Origin of the sequence: Microbulbifer agarilyticus (genome assembly GCF_019800665.1) — a bacterium.
Taxonomy (GTDB): Bacteria; Pseudomonadota; Gammaproteobacteria; order Pseudomonadales; family Cellvibrionaceae; genus Microbulbifer; species Microbulbifer agarilyticus_C.
The window spans coordinates 850237-870188 of sequence record NZ_JAHVKO010000003.1; the positions used below are offsets into that span (position 1 = coordinate 850237).

A 19952-nucleotide genomic window follows, 5' to 3' on the forward strand; every position below is an offset into this window, starting at 1 on the left:
CGGTGGAGCACAGGCTCCCGATACAGGTGTTATGACTGATATCAAATCAATTGCGGTAAACGCACTGGAAGACCTCAAGGGCAAAGACATTGTTTCCATGGACGTGTCTGGACTCAGCGATGTGATGGAAACCCTGATCATCTGCACGGGTACCTCTAACCGTCAGGTGAAATCCCTGGCCAACAATGTGGTCGAGGATGGTAAGGAAGCCGGTATTCGCCCTATCGGTGTCGAGGGTATGGACACGGGTGAGTGGGTACTGGTGGATTACGGTGACGTGGTGGTGCACGTGATGCAGGCGGAGACCCGCGGCTTCTACGATCTGGAAAAGCTCTGGTCCATGACCCCGAACACCCGCGAAGATGCGGACGGTTCCGACCCTCACCAAGACTGATCAAGTCAGTTTGTCTCTCGTGAAGATACGATCCTCGTGAAGATCAAAATAATCGCTGCCGGCGGCAAGATGCCCGGGTGGGTGCAGGAGGGGTACAACGAGTACGCCAAGCGCCTGCCGCGGGAACTGACCCTGGAAATGGTCGAGATCCCGCTGGGCAACCGCGGCCAGAAAAACTCCCCCGCGCTGGTGGAGAAAGCCCGCCAGAAAGAGGGGGAGGCGATGCTCGCTGCCATCCAACCTCGTGAACATGTGGTCGCTCTGGAAGTGAAGGGCAAGTCCTGGAGCACGGAGCAGTTGTCTCGCGAGCTGGCGGGCTGGCAGATGGGCGGCGACAACGTATGCCTGCTGATCGGCGGGCCCGACGGTCTGGCGCCGGAGTGCGTGGCGCGCGCGAATCAGAAGTGGTCGCTGTCGGCGCTGACCATGCCACACCCGCTGGTGCGCGTACTGCTGGCTGAACAGCTCTACCGCGCTTGGACACTGCTAGCGGGTCACCCATATCACAAGTGAACCGGTGCCCGTGAGCGGGGTCTCAGTAGCTGGATAACCGTGCCTATTGATGCACTGTAAATCCCTGCAACGAGCAGTGGTTTACTTCCGCAGGGACAGCAAACTTGTGTACACTTCGTGGTCATTTTCGCGCCACCGAATAACCTGTATTCACCAGCATGCCTGAAAACCTGCATTTTAAAGATCACCACACGGAGCAGCGGCTATTCCGCAACCGTATGCTGGTGGCCATCTGCGGGGTTGTGGTACTGCTGGGGGTGCTGGTTGCCCGTTTTTACAACCTGCAGGTGGTGCACTTCGAGGATTACCGTACCCAGTCCGACGAGAACCGTATTCAGGTTCGCCCGGTCCCGCCTACCCGGGGCCTGATCTATGACCGCAACGGCCAGCTGCTGGCCGACAACCGCCCCAGCTACACCCTGTCCATCGTGCGCGAGCGGGTCAGGGACCTGGATGCCACTCTGGAACTGATCGGTCAGCTGGTTCAGCTGAACGACAGCGACGTCGAAAAATTCAAACGCCGCCTGCCGCGGCGCCGTCCATTTGAACCCGTCCCCCTCCGCTACCGCCTCAGCGAAGAAGAAATTGCCCGTATCAGCGTCAATGAATTTCACCTCGTGGGGGTGTCGGTTGAGGCCGAGCTGGTGCGCTATTACCCGGAGCAGGACCTGTTTGCCCACAGCCTCGGCTACGTCGGCCGCATCAATGAGCGCGAGCTTTCCGGCTTTACCCAGGAAGATGTGCGCCGCTATCGCGGGACCCAGAGTATTGGCAAGGTCGGTCTTGAGCGCTCTTATGAAGAGTTACTGCTGGGGGAGGTCGGGTTTGAGAATGTGGAAACCAATGCCCGTGGCCGGGTATTGCGCGTGCTGGAGCGTCAGGACCCCAAGCCCGGTGCGGAGCTGACCCTGCATCTGGATACCCGCCTGCAAGAGGTTGCCACCCGCGCACTCGGCGACAAGCGTGGTGCGGTAGTGGCGATCGACGTGAAAACCGGCGGAGTACTCGCGTTTGTCAGCCAGCCATCATTTGACCCCAACCTGTTTGTGACCGGTATCAGCTTCAAGGACTACAGCGCGCTGAGAGACTCGCTGGATGTGCCGCTGTTCAACCGCGTGGTGCAGGGGCAGTATCCGCCAGGGTCGACGCTGAAACCTATGATGGGGCTCGGTGGTCTGGCGGATGGCATTATTGAAGTAGACAGCAAAATTCGCGACCCCGGTTTCTTTAAATTGCCCAACGACCCGCGCATCTATCGAGACTGGAAGCGCACCGGACATGGCAACCACGTAGATCTAGTGCAGGGCCTCGCGGAGAGCTGCGATACCTATTTTTGGGATATGGCGTCGCGCTGGAGTATTGATCAGATGCACGATATCGCCACCCGCTTTGGCCTTGGCGAGAAAACCGGTATCGACCTGCCTCGCGAATACCCCGGCCTGTTTCCGTCGCGCGACTGGAAGCGCGGTGCCCGCGGCGTCCCCTGGTTCCCCGGCGACAGCCTCAATGCGGTACTGGGGCAGGGCTTTGTGCTGGCGACCCCGCTGCAGCTGGCCGTGATGACCGCCACCATTGCCAATCGCGGTACCCACTATCGCCCGCAAATGGTGATGGCGGTGGACGGCGTCGAGCAGCCACCGGAAGTGCTGCACCACGTGGATGCGCGCCCTGAACACTGGGATGTGGTGTTCGAGGGGATGGAAGCGGTTGTGTATGCCACCAACGGTACCGGCAAGCGCGCCGGCGCCGGCCTGGACTTCAAAGTGGCGGGTAAAACCGGTACCGCGCAGGTTGTGGGTATTGCGCAGGGCGCAAAGTACGACTCGGAAGCCCTGAAAGAGCGTCACCGCGACCACGCCTTGTTTGTCGCCTTCGCGCCGATGGATGACCCACAGATTGCGGTATCGGTGCTGGTCGAAAACGGAGAGGGCGGTGGCCTGGTCGCCGCGCCGGTGGCCAGAGAGCTGTTTTTCGACTGGATGTCGCGGCCACTGGAAGACACCGCGAGTATCCAGCCCCTGTACATTCCGCATTTCGGAGAACAGTGCACAGAACCGATGGGGAGAGCATTTAATGGCTAGTCGCGATTATATGCACCGGCTGCCGGATGCCGGCAGCAGTCTGCGCCGCCCGGAAAGCTTTGCCCGTCGCTGGCATATCGATCTACCCTTACTGCTGCTATTGCTGTTATTGGCAGGAGCGGGACTGGGTGTCCTCTACAGTGCTGCCGGTGATGAGTTTCACTATGTGAAACGTCAGGCCGTGTTTATGGCGCTGGCCTTTGTCGGCATGTTCATTGCCGCGCAGATTCCTCTGGAATTTTACCGCCGCTGGTCGCCTTGGTTTTACGTGGCGGGTTGCTGCTTGCTCGTTGCCGTATTATTGATCGGCGTTGGCGCTAAGGGCGCACAGCGCTGGCTGCAGATTGGTGGCTTCCGCTTCCAGCCATCGGAAGCACTGAAACTGGCGGTACCCATCGCGGTGGCCGCCTACCTGCACAAACGCACCTTGCCGCCTTCATTGTTAACGGTCTTTACTACGCTGGTGATTATCGGCGTGCCGGCGCTGTTGATTGTGCGCCAGCCGGACCTGGGTACCTCCATCCTGATCGCCGCGTCGGGCATCTTCGCGCTCTACCTGTCGGGTCTCAGCTGGAAGTTGATTGGTAGCGCAGTGGTGATGTTATTGATGGCGGCCTGGCCTATGTGGATGTGGGGCCTTAGGGACTACCAGAAGCAGCGCATTCTCACCCTGTTCAATCCGGACGCGGATCGGCTTGGCGCCGGCTGGAACATTTTCCAGTCGAAGGCGGCCATCGGTTCCGGTGGCTGGTCCGGTAAGGGGTATATGCAGGGCACCCAGTCGCAGCTGGATTTCCTGCCGGAGAGTCACACCGATTTCATTATTGCGGTACTGGCGGAAGAGTGGGGTATGCGCGGTGCGCTGATACTTCTCGCTCTGTACCTGTTGATCATTGCCCGGGGCATCTATATTAGTTTTATGGCCCAACATGTATTCGGGCGTTTGTTGGCGGGCAGTATCACGCTGACATTCTTCGTTTATGTGTTTGTGAATATCGGTATGGTCACCGGGTTGCTGCCGGTGGTGGGGGTACCCCTGCCTCTGGTGAGTCACGGCGGTACCTCGGTCATCACCTTGATGGCTGGTTTCGGTATTTTGATGGCCATCAGCACGGAAAGACGCAGAGTACTTTTCTGATCACGTCGCCTGGATTTCGCCACGTTTGCCAATAACGTGAGCCGGTTCAGGCTGACTTTACTTTTTCACGTGTATCGTGCCACTTTTTGGCGCGCTTGTAGTCACAATAGCCAGTGAGATGCCGGGACGGCACGCCGCAGTCAAAGGCGATTGTGATGGATACAGCGATTTACACAGTGAATAGTGAAAAAGTAGTTGGAAGTACTTTATGAAGACAGGAGCGGTTGTTTTGAAGTGGACCACGGGATTGTTGGCTGGCTTGGGGCTGGTGCTTAGCGCCTGCGCTCAGGAGCAGGGGCATGACGAAAATGTCCAGGCCAAAGCCTTCGTGGATTATATGGTCGCCGAGCACAACTTCAGCCGCGACGAACTCGAAACACTGATGCGCGAGGCCAAGCGCAAAGACTCCATTCTCAAGGCCATCAAGCGCCCTGCAGAAAAGGCCAAGCCCTGGTACGACTATCGCAACATCTTCATCACCGATGCCCGTATTCGCGGTGGCGTCGAGTTTTGGGATAAGAACGCGGAAGCGCTGAAAGCCGCAGAAGAAAAGTACGGTGTGCCACCGGAAATTATTGTGGCCATTATCGGTGTCGAAACCCGCTACGGTGGCAATATGGGCAGTTATCGGGTGATCGATGCGCTGTCCACGCTCGCGTTTAATTACCCCCGTCGCTCCAAGTTCTTTACCAAGGAGTTGGAAAACTACCTGTTACTTACCCGCGATGAGAAGATCGACCCAACCAGTCTGAAAGGTTCTTACGCCGGTGCCATGGGATTCGGGCAGTTTATGCCCTCCAGTTATCGCTTTTATGCGGTGGATTTTAACGGTGACGGCCGCGTAGACATCTGGACCGATACTGAAGATGCGATTGGCAGTGTGGCCAATTACTTTGTGCAGCACGGCTGGAAGACCGGTGAACCGGTTGCCGTCATCACCAAACCGCTGCCCAACGCGGATATGACCATTGTTAACGACAGCCTGAAGCCCAAGTGGACGGTGGGTGAGGTCGAGGCGAAAGGCTTTCCGACCACGGCTCAGGTAACCAAGGAAATGCCGGCCAACGTATTCTCGCTGAAAACAAAAAATGGCGAGCAGTTCTGGATCGGATTGAATAATTTCTACACCATTACCCGCTACAACCACAGTCGTATGTATGCGATGGCGGTGTATGAACTGGGGCAGGAAATCATCAAGGCCCGTGGTGGTCGTTCCTGAAACGACTTAGCCCGAAGTGACTTGGCCCGAAGCCAAATAGATTGCAAGGCGCAAGAGTGCGCCGCAATATTGCACAGTAAATAATTAACCGTAAAAAACGGAACAGATCGATAAAAAACGGTAGCGAAAGCGGTTATCTCGCACCGGGGGGAAATCATGATAAAACCACTGTCTGGGTGTTCGACCCGAATCGGCGCTGCTTGCCTGTTGGCTCTTGTGTCCGCATGTAGCACGGTTCCCATAGAGCAAAAGCGAACTTCCAAGGTGGAACCGGGTGATATTCCTTTTGATCAAGTGCGCGATAGCGGCCCTGCGGTACCGGTAGATATGCTGGCCACCCCGGAAGTGACCCCCGTACGTGAACCTATTGGCGTCGCGGGCAACAAGTCCCCATACGTGGTAAATGGCGTAAAGTACCGGATTCTCGATGGCGTGAAGGGCTATCGCGAGCGTGGTCATGCTTCCTGGTATGGCACCAAGTTCCATGGCCGCAAAACCGCCAATGGCGAGGTGTACAACATGTACGCCATGTCTGCTGCGCATAAAACCTTGCCGCTGCCCAGTTACGCAAAGGTCACCAATCTGGATAATGGCCGCAGTATCATCGTACGTGTGAACGACCGCGGTCCGTTTGTGCCCGGACGCATTATTGATTTGAGCTACACCGCGGCGCAGAAGCTCGGATATATCGACAAGGGGGTTGCCCGCGTTGAGGTAGAAGCACTGGATCCCGCGAGCCTGCCAAGCGCGATGGAGACACTGGCAGTCGAAAAAGATGCCGCTGCGCGCAATGGTTTGCCGGAAGATGCCAGCTTCAAGTTGCCCGACAACACCTTCCTGCAAGTGGGTGCTTATAGCTCATCTTCGCAGGCCGAACAGATTCGTGCGCAGCTGGCCGCCACATTCGGCTATCCTGTTACCGTAAGCCCGGTAAACCGTGGCGGAAAGATGCTATATAGGGTACGAATTGGGCCGATAGAGCAGCAGCGCGCGCTGGTTGCGCTGCGGGAATCCGTTGAACAACAGAACTTCGGTCAACCCCAAGTGGTTGTGGATTGAGCCCAGTCATTACGGATTAAGTACAGTATCGACACTGTATTCTCCCGGTGGAAGTCGGGATTTGACACTTTTAGAACGCAAGGAATAAGAGATACCCATGTTCAAACGCTTATTTGCCTGTCTGCTCCTGTTAGTCGGCGCCAACGTCGCCCAGGCCAATAAACCGCTAATTCCCGCGCCGCCGCAACTCGCGGCTTCAGCCTATATCCTGGTCGACGCGCACACCGGCCAGGTGCTGGTGGAGCACGATGCGGACAAGCAGATTCCGCCCGCCAGCTTGACCAAAATGATGACCAGCTACATCGTTTCCGAGGAACTGGAAAAAGGTGTCATTAAAGAGCAAGACATGGTGAACATCTCTGAGAAAGCCTGGCGTAAAGGCGGTTCGAAGATGTTTGTTAAAGTCGGCGACAAGGTGCCGGTGATCGATCTGTTGCGGGGTGTAATTGTCCAGTCCGGTAACGACGCCAGTATCGCGTTGGCCGAGTATGTTTCCGGCAGTGAAGAAGTCTTTGCCGAAGTGATGAACCAGCAGGCCGAGCGTATGGGCATGCAGGACACCAACTTCGTCAATGCCACCGGCTGGCCAGCCGATGGGCACCTCACCACCGCCCGTGACCTGAGCACACTGGCGCGCGCGCTGATTAATGATCACCCAAGCCACTACGCGCTGTACTCGGAAAAATATTTCCGTTTCAACGGTATTAACCAGCCCAACCGCAACCGCCTGCTGTGGCGCGACCCCGCGGTAGACGGCATCAAGACCGGTCATACCGAAGAAGCCGGCTACTGCCTGGTAGCTTCTGCGGTGAAACGCGGCATGCGTTTGATCTCGGTGGTTGTTGGCACCGATAGCGATGAGAAGCGTGCGGCGGAGACCCAGAAGCTTCTCGCCTATGGCTTCCGCTACTTCCAGACCCATAAGGTATACGGCAGCGATGATGTGCTGCAGACCGAGCGCGTATGGGGCGGTAAGGCTGACTCTGTGGGTATCGCCGTATCCCGCGACGTGTTTGTAACCATCCCACGCGGTGGCGAAGAGAACATCAAGGCCGACCTGATTATCGATGGTGAGCTGAAGGCGCCGCTGGCCAAAGGTCAGCAGGTGGGCAAAGTGGTTGTGAACCTCGATGGCGAGACGGTCGCGGATGTTCCCGCGGTGGTGGCCGAAGATGTGGAAGAGGCCGGCTTCTTCAAGCGCATGTGGGATTCCATCAAGCGCTTTGTCATGTCTTTCTTCAAGTAAAATCCTGATATAGCCCGGCGAATGCTGTCGCCGGGCTGTTTTACCGCCCTCCCAAAGCAGTTTCGTCTGCAATCTTTCCTCCCTGTCCAGTGCTCCATCGGCACTGTATAATTCCCGCCCGGCCGCAACCCTCGCCGGGCAGATACCGGCAAATCCACCATCTGACCTGCGGCCATGTGAGTGTGGTATGACCCAGGATTCAGAGCAGCAGCCTCCAAAGATCGAATTCCCTTGTGAAGACTACATGGTCAAAGTGGTGCGTGACGCCGATGACCAGGTGCACGATTTTGTAATGGATGTGATGCGCCGGCACGCGCCGGGCTTCGATGAAAGCAAGTTGAAGCACAAGCCCAGCCGCAATGGGAAATTCAACTCGGTGACCTTCTACATCCTCGCCACCGGCGAGCCACAACTGAAGGCGCTGTTCGAAGAATTGAAGGCCCACCCGGGCGTGCATATGGTGCTGTGATGGCGGGTTCGAAGCCGGTCATCTGCAACCTGGGCCGGCGCGACTACGAAAGCGTATGGCGCGCCATGGCCCATTACACCGACACCCGCGGCAACGACGCCGTAGACCAGATCTGGTGTGTCGAACACCCTCCCGTATTTACCCAGGGGCAGGCCGGTAAGGCCGAGCACCTGCTCAACACCGGTGATATCCCGGTGGTGCAGGTAGACCGCGGTGGCCAGGTGACCTATCACGGCCCCGGCCAGCTGGTGGTGTACCCACTGCTGGATTTACGTCGCAGCAAAATCGGCGTGCGTGATTTGGTGACCGCGCTGGAAGAAGCGACCGTAGCCATGTTGGCGCAATACGGCATCAGTGCCGCGCCCCGTGCCGATGCTCCGGGCGTCTACCTGACCGAAGGCCCGCGCGCGGGTAATAAGATTGCGTCCATTGGCCTGCGCGTGCGCCGCGGCTGCAGTTTCCACGGTATCGCCATCAATATCGATATGGATCTCGGCCCCTTCCTGCGCATCAATCCGTGCGGTTACGCCGGTATGCAAATGGTGCAGATGGCCGAAGTGATTCAGCCCACACCCGCGTGGCAGGATGTAGCGGAAAAATTTGTTGCAGCGCTGCAGCAAAAGCTGGGGTTGCCGGAAGCCAGCTGGCACCCGCTGGATGAAAACGTATTTGAGGTAGCCGCACAGGCGCAGGCTGCCGAACCAGGAACAAGTAATGTCTGAACGATTTGACGCCGACCAGTCTGAAGTGAAGGCGACTGAAGTAACGCCCGCTGAGGTAAATCCAGCCGAGACCGGCAAACCGGATCTCGTGCCAGTAAAACGCACCCGTCGTTTGCAGCAGGGCGAAAAGCTGCGCGATGGGGAAAAGGTTGAGCGTATTCCAGTAAAGGTAATCGCCAGCGACCAGACCCTGCGCAAGCCAGACTGGATTCGTGTGAAGGTGCCTTCGGTAAAGGCCTCCAAGGAAGTGGAGCGCATCAAGAGCATCCTGCGTTCGCAGAAACTGGCCACCGTATGTGAAGAAGCCAGCTGCCCCAACCTGGGCGAATGCTTCAGCGGTGGTACCGCCACCTTTATGATCATGGGTGAAATCTGTACCCGTCGCTGCCCCTTCTGCGATGTGGGCCACGGCAAACCCAACCCGCTGGATCCAGACGAGCCGCAGCAACTGGCTGAAGCCATTGCAGCCATGAGCCTGCGCTACGTGGTAATTACTTCGGTAGACCGCGATGACCTGCGCGACGGTGGTGCCGAACACTTTGCCGAATGTATCAAGCAGTCCCGCGCGCTATCGCCAAACCTGCAGGTGGAAATCCTTACCCCGGACTTCCGCGGCCGTATGGACGTGGCACTGGATATCCTGGAAGCCGAGGCGCCAGACGTGTTCAACCACAACCTGGAAACCGTACCGCGCCTGTACCGTGAATCCCGCCCGGGAGCCAACTACAAGTGGTCTCTGAAGTTGCTGCAGGAATACAAAAAGCGTCGTCCGGACGTCCTGACCAAGTCCGGTCTGATGGTGGGCCTGGGTGAAACCAAGGAAGAAATCTTTGAAGTGCTGGATGATATGCGTGCCCACGATATCGACATGCTGACCGTTGGCCAGTACCTGCAGCCGAGCAAGGAGCATTTGCCGGTGCAGCGTTACGTGCACCCGGACGAGTTTGAAGAGTACCGCGTGTATGCGGAAAAAATCGGCTTCAAGCACGCCGCTTGTGGACCGATGGTGCGCTCTTCTTACCACGCCGACAAGCAGGCCCACGGCGAAGAAGTTAAGTAGTGCTACGTTAGCAGTGGGTGAGGGAATAAACCCGCTGCTGCCAGTTCCCCGATCGCGAGTGTGGATGCATGGACAAGTCGGATTTCAAGTTTGATCGCGTGAGCAAACGGATCATCCAGGAGCTCCAGAAAAATGCGCGTATCAGTAACCGGGATCTGGCGGAAAAGGTCAACCTTTCACCGAGCGCCTGCCTGAAGCGCACCAAAAAGCTGGAAGAGCAGGGGTACATCCGGCACTACACCGTTGAACTGGATCTTAACCGCGTCTGCACCAGCGTGATGGCCATGGCGCAATTGGCTATCGGCGACAACCGCGGGCGTGCAGCAGAAGTGAATATTGAAGCCGCTATTCGCAAGCTTCCCCAAGCGGTAGAGTGCTTTAAAACCAGCGGCGAGTATCAGTATCTCGTACACTTTATTTGCCGCGATCTCGAAGAGTACAACGAGATCAGTAACCGCCTGCTGGAACAGGACCTGGGTATCTCCAGGATTTCCAGTAATTTCGTTCTTTCCACGCCCAAGCCATTTCAGTCCTACCCCCTCGGCGAACTGGAGTGGTTAAACGATATGGACGAGCGCGGTAGTTAGCGCCCGCGCTGCCTCTTCGTTACCTCACCGAGTTTTATCAGTACCACATAGGTCAGTGCCGATGTAATTAGTGCATCGAATGCGGGGATTTGTGTAAGTAGCACTTTTTCTTGGCTGGTAAGAAACGCTACACCCATGCCGGCGAGCCACGCCAGCATCGCCGGCCAAGAGAACCTGGTCGGCCCCTCAATCTGCGATCCTTTTGCTCCAACTAATCGCTCACTTTTCACTTCCAGAATATAGTGTGCGGTATAGATCGCACCGATTGGCATAAAGATGATCCCGAGCGAAAAAATAAAATCGATAAAGTGATCGGAAATCCCCGCAAAGGCGACGCCGGTTCCGGCAATGCCGGAAAAGATCACGATCTGCCACTCTTTAAAGCGCGGCACAATCGCAGCAATACTCAGCCCACAGCCATACAGGTTTACCGCATTGGTAATCGTGCTGGAAAAGATCACAAATACCAGTGCCAAAATGCCAAGGCCGGCTGCATGTAGCATGGCGAGCACGTCGGTCTCCGATAGCCACACCGCGGTAGCTGCGCTGATGCAGTACACAAGCGTGGCACTGCCGAGAAATGGCAGGATAGAAGCGATCGCAGCATCCTTGGTGGATCTGCCGTAGCGCGTGAGGTCCGGCATCACCAGCGCGGAAACGATAAAACTCCCCACGACCGCGGAAACGGCTTCGCCGAGCCCCATACTGGCCGTGCCGCTGGCTGAGAAAATGTCTGTCAGGCTTGCCTGGTCCACGAGTTTGTACAGCAACACACACAGGACGAGCAGCTGTATGGGCACGATGATGGCGGCGAGTTTCTGGATCGACTTGAATCCGAAGATGGCCGATGCGGTCATCAGCGCACCCCCGCATACCGGGGCCAGCCAGTGGGGCAGGGTGATATCGCTAATGTCTGCCAGCAGGTATTCCATGGCGGAACTGAACAGCACGATGTTCACCCCGAACCAGCCAAACATGGACAGGGCAATACATAAATTTACGATATTCGCCCCGCGGCTGCCGAACGAATCTTTGATCAGCATATAGGAGCTGACACGTTTGCGAACGCCAACAATTCCCGTGGCGAAGCCCACCAGAGACAGCGCAAGGCCGCCCAGTAAAAATGCCCACAGCGCGGTCGCCATACCCGCCTCTGCCACTACGACAACCCCGGTCATTACACCGGGCAGGGAGAAGGCGAGGGCAGAGTTTACTTCGGAGATCTTGCCCCCACTGACGCTGATATGTGCAGGAACTGGCTCGGTCGCATAATCCTGCAGCAATTGCTCCAGATCGGTGTTGGGTTGATTGTGCATACGTCGACTACCTGTTCGCCCAGCTTGCTCATCTGGCGGTATAGCTCGATGAGTGTTGCCCCGGGGTGGCACTTGGCCATTCTTATCATTCAGCCCTAACTATACCTCCAATGCCCGGAAACATTGTTTCCCCCAGAGTGGGTAGATGTTCATAAAGTTTCGTCTCGGGCGGCTCCGTCGCGCAAAGGTTTCCCGCCCTGCATGGTAATTTTTTGAGCAGGGTTCGGGGGCAGCTGGTACACGCTCTCCGTCGCTAGATTTCGAATAACGATTAAGGAGCGGAAGATGCCAGAAGGCAAAAAATGGCTGCGGATGTTCAGCTTGACCATTCTCGGGGCGGCCATCGCGGCCGAGAGCTACGCGGACTACACCATTGAGGAAGTCCAGGTTACCGCGCGCAAGCGTGCCGAAAGCCTGCAGGAAGTGCCGGATTCCATCACCGTGCTGAGTGCTGCACAGATCGAGTCCGCCGGCATCCGGGATCTGAAAGGTGTTGCGGCACTGACGCCAAACCTGAGCATGGACGACAACTACCGTCCAGGTACTGCTCGCATCTCCATCCGCGGCATGATCACCCCACAGGTCGGCGATGCCCCCCTCGCATACGTCGTTGACGGGGTTACCGCCCCAAGCATGGATTTTATTAACCAGGATCTGCACGCAGTCGAGCGCATCGAAGTGATCAAGGGCCCTCAGGGCGCGCTCTACGGTAAGGGCGCAGTGGGTGGAGCGATCAACATCGTCACCCGGGAACCTACCAATGAAACCGAAGGCTCATTCATGGTTGGCGCAGGCAATGGCGAGAGCGTCAATGCCGAGGGCTTCCTCTCCGGTGCGCTGGTTGAGGACTCACTGTATTACCGCGTGGGCGCCAAACACTCCGATAGTGCGGGGTTTATTGAAAATGAAGTGACCGGACAAATGGTGGATGCCAGCAAAGTCTCCACGGTATCCGGCCTGCTCTCCTACCAGCTGAGCGATCAGGGCAAAGTGGACCTGCGGGCGCGCTACTCCGACAATCAGGCCGGGGTGGGTTATTACAGCGTGGTTGATTCCCCGGACGCGATCGGAGACGACGTTTGGTCCCGCCAGTCGTCCAATATTCTGGGCGGCAGCAACCGCGAGCTACTGGAATTGTCCGGCAAGTTTGAATGGTCTGCGGACTACGGCGATCTGTTGTTTGTCGCGGGCTACAGTGAAGTAGACGACCTGTCTTTTTCCGACTCGGATTACACCGGAATGCCGAGTGACTTCGACCTGTTGTTCGCCGGCGCGCAGGAAACCCAATACGGTGTAAAAGCCTATACCTCTGAACTGCGTTTCACCGCGCCTGCTGATCACGCAGTGCAGTGGCAGGCCGGTGCCTACTATCAATTGCGAGAAGTCGAATCCACGCTGCATCTGTGGGATGACTTCGACGGTGTAGGTGTGCGCACACGGGATAGCTTCGATATTCCCAACGATGAATTCATCGGTAGTAACCTCGACCCGGATTTTTTCACCGAATATCTGTATTCCATCGTAGATTCCAACACCAGCGATGCATGGGCAATTTTTGGCCAGGCGGCATACGACTTGACTGATACACTGACGGCCTCTGCCGCGCTGCGTTACGACATGGATAAACGGGAATCCTACGATTGGCGCGATGTAGAAGGCACCTTTGCCAAGCGCGATTTCTCCGAACTGCAGCCAAAATTCCAACTGTCATACGATTTATCGGAAGACTTACTGACCTATGTGTCTGTTTCCCGCGGCTTCCGCAGTGGCGGCTTCAATGAACCGCACCCCGATGTCGAACGCGTCTTTGATCAGGAAATTTCTGACAATTTCGAGATTGGCTTCAAGTCTGATTTTCTGGATCAGAAACTCGTGCTGAACGGCGCTGCGTTTCATGTGAATACGCAAAATACCCAGTATACGCAGTTCAATGTCGAGACCTTTACCTTAGAAAACCTGGGCATCGATCGCTCCATTTCTCAGGGCCTTGAGGCGGACTTCCAGTATCTGGTGAACTCTTCTCTGCGCCTGCACGGTGGTGTTGGTATGGTGAAGTCGGAAATCGATCAATACGATGCGAATCCGGATCTCGAAGGCAATCGCGTACCCGGTGTCTACCGCTCCAATATCAATCTTGGTGCTGAGTATGTACGTGCACTGCAAAGTGGTTCCGAGCTGGAGTTCCGGGTGGACTACCTGCGCAATGGAGCCATCGCCTGGGACCTGGAAAACAGTCTGGAAAGCGGTGCTACTAATATTGTGAATGTGCGCGCGAGTTACATCTTCGATCAAAGTCGCATTACTTTGTTTGCGGAAAATGTCACCGATGAAGCGACCATTTCTGACGCATTTGTATTGGACTACGGATATGGCCGACAGCCGGGGCGCCCCCGCTACTACGGCGTGCAATTCGGATATTCCTTTTAATTTTTGACTTTATCCATATTAGGGCGCCGCTCGGTTACCGGGCGGCACCTTGTGTATCTGTAGTGCGAGACTGAACAATGCGAGTACTGACAAGACAGAATCTGCAAGACATTCTGTATGGATGTGCGATCCTCGGAACCGGCGGTGGCGGCGAGTTGGATGAGGGTTTTGAACTCATCGACGAAGCGTTGGCGCTGGGCAAGGAGTTTGTGCTCGCAGACCCATCGGAAATTCCTGACGAAGCGATGATTTGTACTCCCTATATGCTCGGTGCTATCTCAGAGCTGCCGGCGGGAGAGGAGGATAAGTACGCGCGTTTGCCTACCGGTGAAGTGCGACCCATTCTTGCAGCTTACCAGCGTATGGAGGCTTACAAGGGAACCAAGTTCAGTGGCACCGTAGCCTGTGAACTGGGTGGGTCAAACACGGCAATGGCGTTTTACGTTGCCGCCATGACCGGTGGCTACATCGTCGATGGTGACCCGGCCGGTCGCGCCGTCCCGGAAATTACGCATTCCACGTATTACCTGAACGACCTGCCGGCGGCCCCCATTGTGACTGCCAATGCCTTTGGTGAGTGCATGGTTATTGAAAACGTGGTTGATGACCTTCGCGCAGAGGAAATTGTCCGCGCGCTATCCATGGCGAGCGGCAATGATATTGCTGCAGTCGATCACGCCCTGTGTATGCAGGAACTACGCGGCGCGCTGATCGGCGGCACCATCACCAAAGCGCTGGAACTTGGCAGAACCTGGCGCGCCACCAAGGCAGACGGCGGCGACATTGCAGCGAATATTGCGGCGCAAGGTGGCGGCGAAGTGGTGTTCCGTGGAGCTATCTCCACGTGCGACTGGAAGACCGCTGAGGGTTTCACGCTTGGCAATATCTCTATTTCCGGAGATGGGGATTACGCTGGCTCGGATTACGCGATCTGGCTCAAGAATGAGAATATGATTGCGTGGCGCAACGGTGAAGTGCACGCCACCATACCGGACCTGATTTGTCTTCTGGATATGGAAACCGGTGAGCCGGTAACCAACCCCAATTATCGCGTGGACCAGAAAGTGGCCGTGGTAGTTCTTCCCGCACCCAATGCATTTCTGAGTGAGAAAGGACTGGAAATTTTTGGTCCCAAGTATCTTGGTTATTCCTTCGAATACCGCAGCGCGGTGGCGTAAAATGCCCTTTTCCGAGTATTTTCTGTGATGCGCGGATTCGTCCTCCGACTGTCTATGATGAATAGAGGGGTTGCCTGAAGTTGGGGGATCTGTGTCAGGAGCGAAGTCGACACACGACAGTAAGGGCCAAGGTGGCGTGCAGGAGAATCACCGGTTTGCTCTGACCGCACTGACCATTCTGTTTTTCATGTGGGGCTTTATCACCTGCCTCAATGACATCCTGGTGCCGCACCTCAAGGCGGTATTTGACCTCAGCTACACCCAGGCCATGCTGGTGCAGTTCGCCTTCTTCGGCGCTTACTTCACGATTTCGCTACCCGCTGGCGCCCTGGTGCGCCGTATCGGGTTTAAGTACGGTATTGTATGCGGGCTACTGGTGGCAGCGCTCGGTTGTTTGCTGTTTTATCCCGCTGCAGAGGTGCAAACCTACCCGCTGTTTTTGGGTGCTCTGTTTGTATTGGCATCCGGTGTCACCCTATTGCAGGTCTCTGCCAATCCCTATGTCACGGCTTTGGGGGATCCTGCCACGGCGTCCAGTCGCTTGACCCTGACGCAGGGCTTCAATGCCTTGGGTACCACCTTGGCACCATTTTTTGGTGGAGCACTCATCCTTTCGACCGCGGTAACGGCGCTTCCCGATCCAAGCCATTCCGCGAAGTCGGTCCAGCTTCCCTACCTGATTCTTGCAGGCACGCTCGTGCTACTTGCGGTGACCTTCTACTTACTGAAATTACCGCGTGTTTTGCCCGAGTACACCGGCAAGGTAGTGGGGGAAAAGTCCATCTGGTCGCATCGGCATCTGGTGCTCGGGGCGCTGGGAATATTTCTGTATGTTGGCGCGGAAGTGGCTATCGGCAGTTTTATGGTCAACTTCCTGGGTTTGCCGGAAGTCATGGGGATGGAGGAAGCGCAGGCAGCGAACTACATCGCGATCTACTGGGCCGGTGCCATGGTGGGGCGGTTTATCGGTGCTTTCGTTATGCGGGTGGTACCACCGGGAACGGTACTTGCGGTAAATGGGGCCGCTGCGATTGTGCTGATATCGGTGGCAATGTTCACCAATGGGGTCGTCGCCATGTGGTCTTTGTTGCTGGTGGGGCTGTGCAACTCGATCATGTTCCCGACGATTTTTAGTCTGGCACTGCGGGGGATGGGAGTGCAATCCGGCCAGGCATCGGGACTGCTGTGTCTGGCCATTGTTGGGGGGGCTTTGGTACCGCTGCTTCAAGGCGTGCTCGCGGACGCGATTGGTCTGCACCACTCCTACTTCATACCAGTGATGTGTTATCTCTACATTGTGTATTACGGCGTATTGGGGTGGCGCGCAGAGTCGCCTAGTGCGCGTAAGTCAGGCAGTTAACCGTATCGCCGCTGTAGCCCAGTTCAATCTTGTCCGCGCTGCATTCAAAATCGATGTTGTGGCTACAACCGGTTACCTTGCAGGCGCCAACACCGGCGTTGCGTTGACGGCTGGTGTGGTGGCTGTTGCTGAAAAAAGTATCGCAGTCCGGGTGTTCACCATCGCCAACGGTGATGGCACGTGCGTGGCATGAGGAATCGGTGTTGTAGGCGCACTCCGTTGCAGCGCAGCTGGAAACTTCAGGCATATCGGTGGCGATGATCATGGCGTGATTCTCTGCGGTTTATTGTAAATAGACCAAACTCCCGCCTTGAGCCTAGTACAGACCTATTGCTTGTCAAACGCAGGACCGGTCAAACATCGAATCAAACTCAGTTACCGGTCACGAACGGATACATAACCGCCTTGTCGCTTTTTCGTACGCGCGGATCAGGGTAGAGTAGTCCTTTCGAATAAGAATAATTTGACGTTAGGAGTCGTGCGATGAGCTTTGCCAATCGGCAACAGGCCGCCCGTTACTGGAAAGAAAATATTCGCCTGATGCTCAGCTTGCTGTGCGTCTGGTTTGTGGTGTCTTTCGGTTGCGGAATACTGTTTGTAGAAGAACTGAACCAGATCCGATTTGGTGGCTTTAAGCTGGGATTCTGGTTTGCCCAGCAGGGCGCTATCTATGTGTTTCTGGGTTTGATTTTTTTCTACGTCTACAAGATGAATCAGCTGGACAAGAAGTACGGTGTGTATGAAGGCGATGAGTCGGCGCCTTCTGTGGAAGATGCCGAGCCAACTGCAGGAAATACTGCAGCTCAGCAACTTGAAGGAGGGCAGTGAGCATGGATGTACAAAGCCTTACCTTCCTGATTGTTGGGGCCACCTTTGTCCTGTATATCGCCATCGCCCTCTGGGCCCGCGCGGGCTCCACTAACGATTTCTACGTGGCAGGCGGCGGCGTGCACCCGGTTGCCAACGGTATGGCCACGGCAGCGGACTGGATGTCGGCGGCCTCGTTTATTTCCATGGCCGGCCTCATTTCCTTCATGGGTTACGACGGTGCGGTATATCTGCTGGGCTGGACCGGTGGCTATGTGCTGCTGGCCCTGTGTCTTGCGCCCTACCTGCGTAAGTTCGGCAAGTTCACCGTGCCCGATTTTATCGGCGATCGCTATTACTCCCAGGCGGCGCGCACGGTGGCAGTGATTTGTGCCATTTTTGTCAGCTTTACCTATGTGGCCGGCCAGATGCGTGGCGTGGGCGTGGTGTTCTCCCGTTTTCTGGAAGTGGATATTGCCACCGGTGTGATGATTGGCATGGGGGTAGTGTTTTTCTACGCAGTGCTCGGCGGTATGAAGGGCATTACTTACACGCAAGTGGCCCAGTACTGTGTACTAATTTTTGCCTACATGGTGCCGGCAGTTTTTATTTCCATCATGATGACCGGCCATGTTCTTCCCCAGGCGGGCTTTGGTGGCCTGCTTGCCGATGGCACCTACCTACTGGATAAGTTGGATGGGTTATCCACAGAACTTGGATTTGCCGAGTACACCTCGGGCAGTAAAAGCACTGTGGATATGTTTTTCATTACCGCAGCGTTGATGGTTGGTACCGCGGGCCTGCCCCATGTAATTGTGCGCTTCTTTACCGTGCCCAAGGTGCGCGACGCGCGAAAATCTGCCGGTTGGGCACTGCTGTTTATTGCCCTGCTTTACACCACTGCGCCGGCCATTGCCTCGTTTGCCCGGGTCAATATGATCGACACCATTAACGGGCCGGATGGGCAGGGCACACCGCACGCGGAAGCCCCGAGCTGGGTTGCCAACTGGGAAGAGACCGGCTTGATCCAGTGGGACGACAAGAATGCGGACGGCAAGATGTTTTATTCCGGTGACGAACGCAATGAGATGCAGGTAGACCGCGACATTATGGTGTTGGCAAATCCGGAAATCGCCAACCTCCCTGCGTGGGTAATTGCACTGGTTGCTGCCGGTGGCGTGGCTGCGGCCTTGTCTACTTCTGCCGGGTTACTGCTGGTAATATCGACGTCCATTTCCCACGACTTGCTCAAGCGCAACCTGATGCCGCGCATTACCGAAAAGCAGGAGTTGGGTTATGCCCGTGCTGCCGCGGCAGTTGCCGTTTGTATCGCGGGTTATCTCGGAATTAATCCACCGGGTTTTGTCGCCCAGGTGGTAGCTTTTGCCTTTGGGCTTGCGGCCTCATCGTTCTTCCCGGCCATCATCATGGGGATATTTTCCAAGCGGATGAATAAGGAAGGTGCGATCGCCGGCATGCTGTCCGGAATCCTGTTTACCGCGGTGTATATCGTTTACTTCAAGTTTGTGAACCCGGCAGCGAACACGCCGGACAACTGGTGGTTTGGTATCTCGCCGGAAGGTATCGGAACCCTGGGCATGCTGCTGAACTTTGCCGTGGCGATTGGCGTGGCGAAATTTACCCGTAAGACGCCTGACGATGTGCAGGAAATGGTGGAAAGTATTCGTTTCCCGCAAGGCGCCGGTACAGCCAGTGCACACTGAGTGTTGGTGATGTAGAAAAGCGAGCCACGGCTCGCTTTTTTATTGTTTGTTCGGTTCGCGTTTCTGGTTCCAGGCGAGGAGCGCGAGTTCTTCGTTGGTCTCCGGGAATATGAAAACGTCTTCCTTGCTCAAACCGAGTTTTTCCAGCAGCTTGATGGAGGCATGGTTCTCGGGCGTGGCGATGGCGAGAATGCGCGTTAGACCGAGTGATTCTTTTCCCCATTGCATGGCCGCGGTGGCCGCCTCCAAGGCATAACCTTGCCCGCGATACTGGGGCAGATAGGCGAAGCCGACTTCGACATTATCCAGTTCGGCGCGGCGCATCAGTCCAGATTGCCCAATGGGGGTTCCATCTTTTAGTTCTACACAATACATTCCGAGCCCGTGGGATGCATACATGGCTATGGGACCGCGCAGGATATACTGACGCGCATCCTCGAGCGTGCGCACACCGCGGTCACCAATATAGCGGTGAAAGTCCGGGTCGTTCAGCAGCTCCAGAGTGAATTGCGCATCTGCATCGCTGTCGGTGAGCTGGCGCAGGCGCAAGCGTTCGGTGGTGATTGTGGGCACTGGGGAGCTAGACATTGTATGAGGGCACTTCAGGTTATCGCTGAGTAGAGGAGAATACCCAGCTTTATCCACAAATAAA

At 56.2% G+C, this 19952-nt stretch carries 19 protein-coding genes; 16 read left to right on the top strand and 3 right to left on the bottom strand.

Annotated features, from left to right (window positions below):
• Positions 1 to 31: 31 nt before the first annotated feature.
• The 11 genes from rsfS (at position 32) to KUV22_RS09260 (ending at position 10488) form a co-directional block, all read left to right on the top strand.
• A complete protein-coding gene (gene rsfS / locus KUV22_RS09210) occupies positions 32 to 394 on the top strand; it encodes a ribosome silencing factor (protein WP_222230339.1) in 363 nt (120 codons plus the stop codon).
• A gap of 36 nt (positions 395 to 430) precedes the next feature.
• A complete protein-coding gene (rlmH, locus tag KUV22_RS09215; RefSeq protein ID WP_222230341.1) occupies positions 431 to 907 on the top strand; it encodes a 23S rRNA (pseudouridine(1915)-N(3))-methyltransferase RlmH in 477 nt (158 codons plus the stop codon).
• A gap of 158 nt (positions 908 to 1065) precedes the next feature.
• On the top strand, positions 1066 to 2988 hold the full coding sequence (mrdA, locus tag KUV22_RS09220) for a penicillin-binding protein 2 (RefSeq protein WP_222230343.1): 1923 nt from the start codon (positions 1066 to 1068) through the stop codon (positions 2986 to 2988).
• The gene (rodA, locus tag KUV22_RS09225) at positions 2981 to 4126 is read left to right on the top strand and encodes a rod shape-determining protein RodA (protein WP_222230345.1); all 1146 of its coding nucleotides are present in this window, start codon (positions 2981 to 2983) and stop codon (positions 4124 to 4126) included. Before mrdA ends, rodA begins: the two co-directional genes overlap by 8 nt.
• A gap of 229 nt (positions 4127 to 4355) precedes the next feature.
• Positions 4356 to 5345 (top strand): lytic murein transglycosylase B, encoded by a 990-nt coding sequence (mltB, locus tag KUV22_RS09230; RefSeq protein WP_261319289.1) that lies wholly within the window; start codon positions 4356 to 4358, stop codon positions 5343 to 5345.
• A gap of 264 nt (positions 5346 to 5609) precedes the next feature.
• Entirely contained in the window at positions 5610 to 6404 is a 795-nt protein-coding gene (locus KUV22_RS09235; protein WP_315856898.1) for a septal ring lytic transglycosylase RlpA family protein, read from the top strand.
• Between the two features lie 97 nt (positions 6405 to 6501).
• Positions 6502 to 7650, top strand: coding sequence for a D-alanyl-D-alanine carboxypeptidase family protein (locus KUV22_RS09240; RefSeq protein ID WP_222230351.1), 1149 nt, complete (start codon positions 6502 to 6504; stop codon positions 7648 to 7650).
• Between the two features lie 187 nt (positions 7651 to 7837).
• Positions 7838 to 8119 carry an HP0495 family protein gene (locus tag KUV22_RS09245; RefSeq protein WP_010132193.1) on the top strand — a complete coding sequence of 94 codons (282 nt, stop codon included), beginning with the start codon at positions 7838 to 7840 and terminating at the stop codon, positions 8117 to 8119.
• A complete protein-coding gene (gene lipB / locus KUV22_RS09250; protein WP_222230352.1) occupies positions 8119 to 8841 on the top strand; it encodes a lipoyl(octanoyl) transferase LipB in 723 nt (240 codons plus the stop codon). The genes KUV22_RS09245 and lipB overlap by 1 nt, the downstream gene beginning before the upstream one ends.
• A complete protein-coding gene (gene lipA / locus KUV22_RS09255; RefSeq protein ID WP_261319290.1) occupies positions 8834 to 9901 on the top strand; it encodes a lipoyl synthase in 1068 nt (355 codons plus the stop codon). Before lipB ends, lipA begins: the two co-directional genes overlap by 8 nt.
• A gap of 68 nt (positions 9902 to 9969) precedes the next feature.
• Positions 9970 to 10488 (top strand): Lrp/AsnC family transcriptional regulator, encoded by a 519-nt coding sequence (locus tag KUV22_RS09260; protein WP_077401514.1) that lies wholly within the window; start codon positions 9970 to 9972, stop codon positions 10486 to 10488.
• Here the strand turns inward: KUV22_RS09260 and KUV22_RS09265 are convergent.
• Positions 10485 to 11804 carry a purine-cytosine permease family protein gene (locus tag KUV22_RS09265; RefSeq protein ID WP_222230353.1) on the bottom strand — a complete coding sequence of 440 codons (1320 nt, stop codon included), beginning with the start codon at positions 11802 to 11804 and terminating at the stop codon, positions 10485 to 10487. The genes KUV22_RS09260 and KUV22_RS09265 overlap by 4 nt on opposite strands.
• Positions 11805 to 12089: 285 nt before the next feature.
• Between KUV22_RS09265 and KUV22_RS09270 the strand changes: the two genes are divergently transcribed.
• The 3 genes from KUV22_RS09270 to KUV22_RS09280 all read left to right on the top strand — a co-directional run bounded on the left by KUV22_RS09270 (position 12090) and on the right by KUV22_RS09280 (position 16769).
• Complete coding sequence (locus KUV22_RS09270; protein WP_222230354.1) at positions 12090 to 14231, top strand: TonB-dependent receptor; 2142 nt, start codon at positions 12090 to 12092, stop codon at positions 14229 to 14231.
• A gap of 77 nt (positions 14232 to 14308) precedes the next feature.
• Positions 14309 to 15409, top strand: coding sequence for a DUF917 domain-containing protein (locus tag KUV22_RS09275; RefSeq protein ID WP_222230355.1), 1101 nt, complete (start codon positions 14309 to 14311; stop codon positions 15407 to 15409).
• Between the two features lie 91 nt (positions 15410 to 15500).
• Entirely contained in the window at positions 15501 to 16769 is a 1269-nt protein-coding gene (locus tag KUV22_RS09280) for a sugar MFS transporter (protein ID WP_315857524.1), read from the top strand.
• Here KUV22_RS09280 and KUV22_RS09285 read toward each other — a convergent pair.
• Complete coding sequence (locus tag KUV22_RS09285; RefSeq protein ID WP_077401530.1) at positions 16744 to 17034, bottom strand: DUF1540 domain-containing protein; 291 nt, start codon at positions 17032 to 17034, stop codon at positions 16744 to 16746. The genes KUV22_RS09280 and KUV22_RS09285 overlap by 26 nt on opposite strands.
• Before the next feature lie 218 nt (positions 17035 to 17252).
• Between KUV22_RS09285 and KUV22_RS09290 the strand changes: the two genes are divergently transcribed.
• Both KUV22_RS09290 and KUV22_RS09295 read left to right on the top strand, forming a co-directional pair.
• Positions 17253 to 17597: a DUF4212 domain-containing protein gene (locus tag KUV22_RS09290; protein WP_222230356.1), complete on the top strand. Its 345-nt coding sequence runs from the start codon at positions 17253 to 17255 to the stop codon at positions 17595 to 17597.
• Positions 17598 to 17599: 2 nt separating this feature from the next.
• Positions 17600 to 19300 (top strand): sodium:solute symporter family protein, encoded by a 1701-nt coding sequence (locus KUV22_RS09295; protein WP_222230357.1) that lies wholly within the window; start codon positions 17600 to 17602, stop codon positions 19298 to 19300.
• 39 nt (positions 19301 to 19339) lie between these two features.
• Here KUV22_RS09295 and KUV22_RS09300 read toward each other — a convergent pair whose 3' ends face one another.
• Positions 19340 to 19888: a GNAT family N-acetyltransferase gene (locus KUV22_RS09300; RefSeq protein WP_261319292.1), complete on the bottom strand. Its 549-nt coding sequence runs from the start codon at positions 19886 to 19888 to the stop codon at positions 19340 to 19342.
• Between the last annotated feature and the right edge of the window lie 64 nt (positions 19889 to 19952).

What these genes read in the sequence shown, in the direction of transcription:
- lipB (WP_222230352.1), top strand. Translation starts at nt 8,119, where the DNA reads ATGGCGGGTTCGAAGCCGGTCATCTGCAACCTGGGCCGGCGCGACTAC.
- KUV22_RS09285 (WP_077401530.1), bottom strand. Translation starts at nt 17,034, where the DNA reads ATGATCATCGCCACCGATATGCCTGAAGTTTCCAGCTGCGCTGCAACG.
- KUV22_RS09245 (WP_010132193.1), top strand. Translation starts at nt 7,838, where the DNA reads ATGACCCAGGATTCAGAGCAGCAGCCTCCAAAGATCGAATTCCCTTGT.
- KUV22_RS09240 (WP_222230351.1), top strand. Translation starts at nt 6,502, where the DNA reads ATGTTCAAACGCTTATTTGCCTGTCTGCTCCTGTTAGTCGGCGCCAAC.
- mrdA (WP_222230343.1), top strand. Translation starts at nt 1,066, where the DNA reads ATGCCTGAAAACCTGCATTTTAAAGATCACCACACGGAGCAGCGGCTA.
- KUV22_RS09260 (WP_077401514.1), top strand. Translation starts at nt 9,970, where the DNA reads ATGGACAAGTCGGATTTCAAGTTTGATCGCGTGAGCAAACGGATCATC.
- lipA (WP_261319290.1), top strand. Translation starts at nt 8,834, where the DNA reads ATGTCTGAACGATTTGACGCCGACCAGTCTGAAGTGAAGGCGACTGAA.
- KUV22_RS09290 (WP_222230356.1), top strand. Translation starts at nt 17,253, where the DNA reads ATGAGCTTTGCCAATCGGCAACAGGCCGCCCGTTACTGGAAAGAAAAT.
- KUV22_RS09270 (WP_222230354.1), top strand. Translation starts at nt 12,090, where the DNA reads ATGCCAGAAGGCAAAAAATGGCTGCGGATGTTCAGCTTGACCATTCTC.
- KUV22_RS09295 (WP_222230357.1), top strand. Translation starts at nt 17,600, where the DNA reads ATGGATGTACAAAGCCTTACCTTCCTGATTGTTGGGGCCACCTTTGTC.
- rsfS (WP_222230339.1), top strand. Translation starts at nt 32, where the DNA reads ATGACTGATATCAAATCAATTGCGGTAAACGCACTGGAAGACCTCAAG.
- KUV22_RS09300 (WP_261319292.1), bottom strand. Translation starts at nt 19,888, where the DNA reads ATGTCTAGCTCCCCAGTGCCCACAATCACCACCGAACGCTTGCGCCTG.
- KUV22_RS09265 (WP_222230353.1), bottom strand. Translation starts at nt 11,804, where the DNA reads ATGCACAATCAACCCAACACCGATCTGGAGCAATTGCTGCAGGATTAT.
- rodA (WP_222230345.1), top strand. Translation starts at nt 2,981, where the DNA reads ATGGCTAGTCGCGATTATATGCACCGGCTGCCGGATGCCGGCAGCAGT.
- KUV22_RS09275 (WP_222230355.1), top strand. Translation starts at nt 14,309, where the DNA reads ATGCGAGTACTGACAAGACAGAATCTGCAAGACATTCTGTATGGATGT.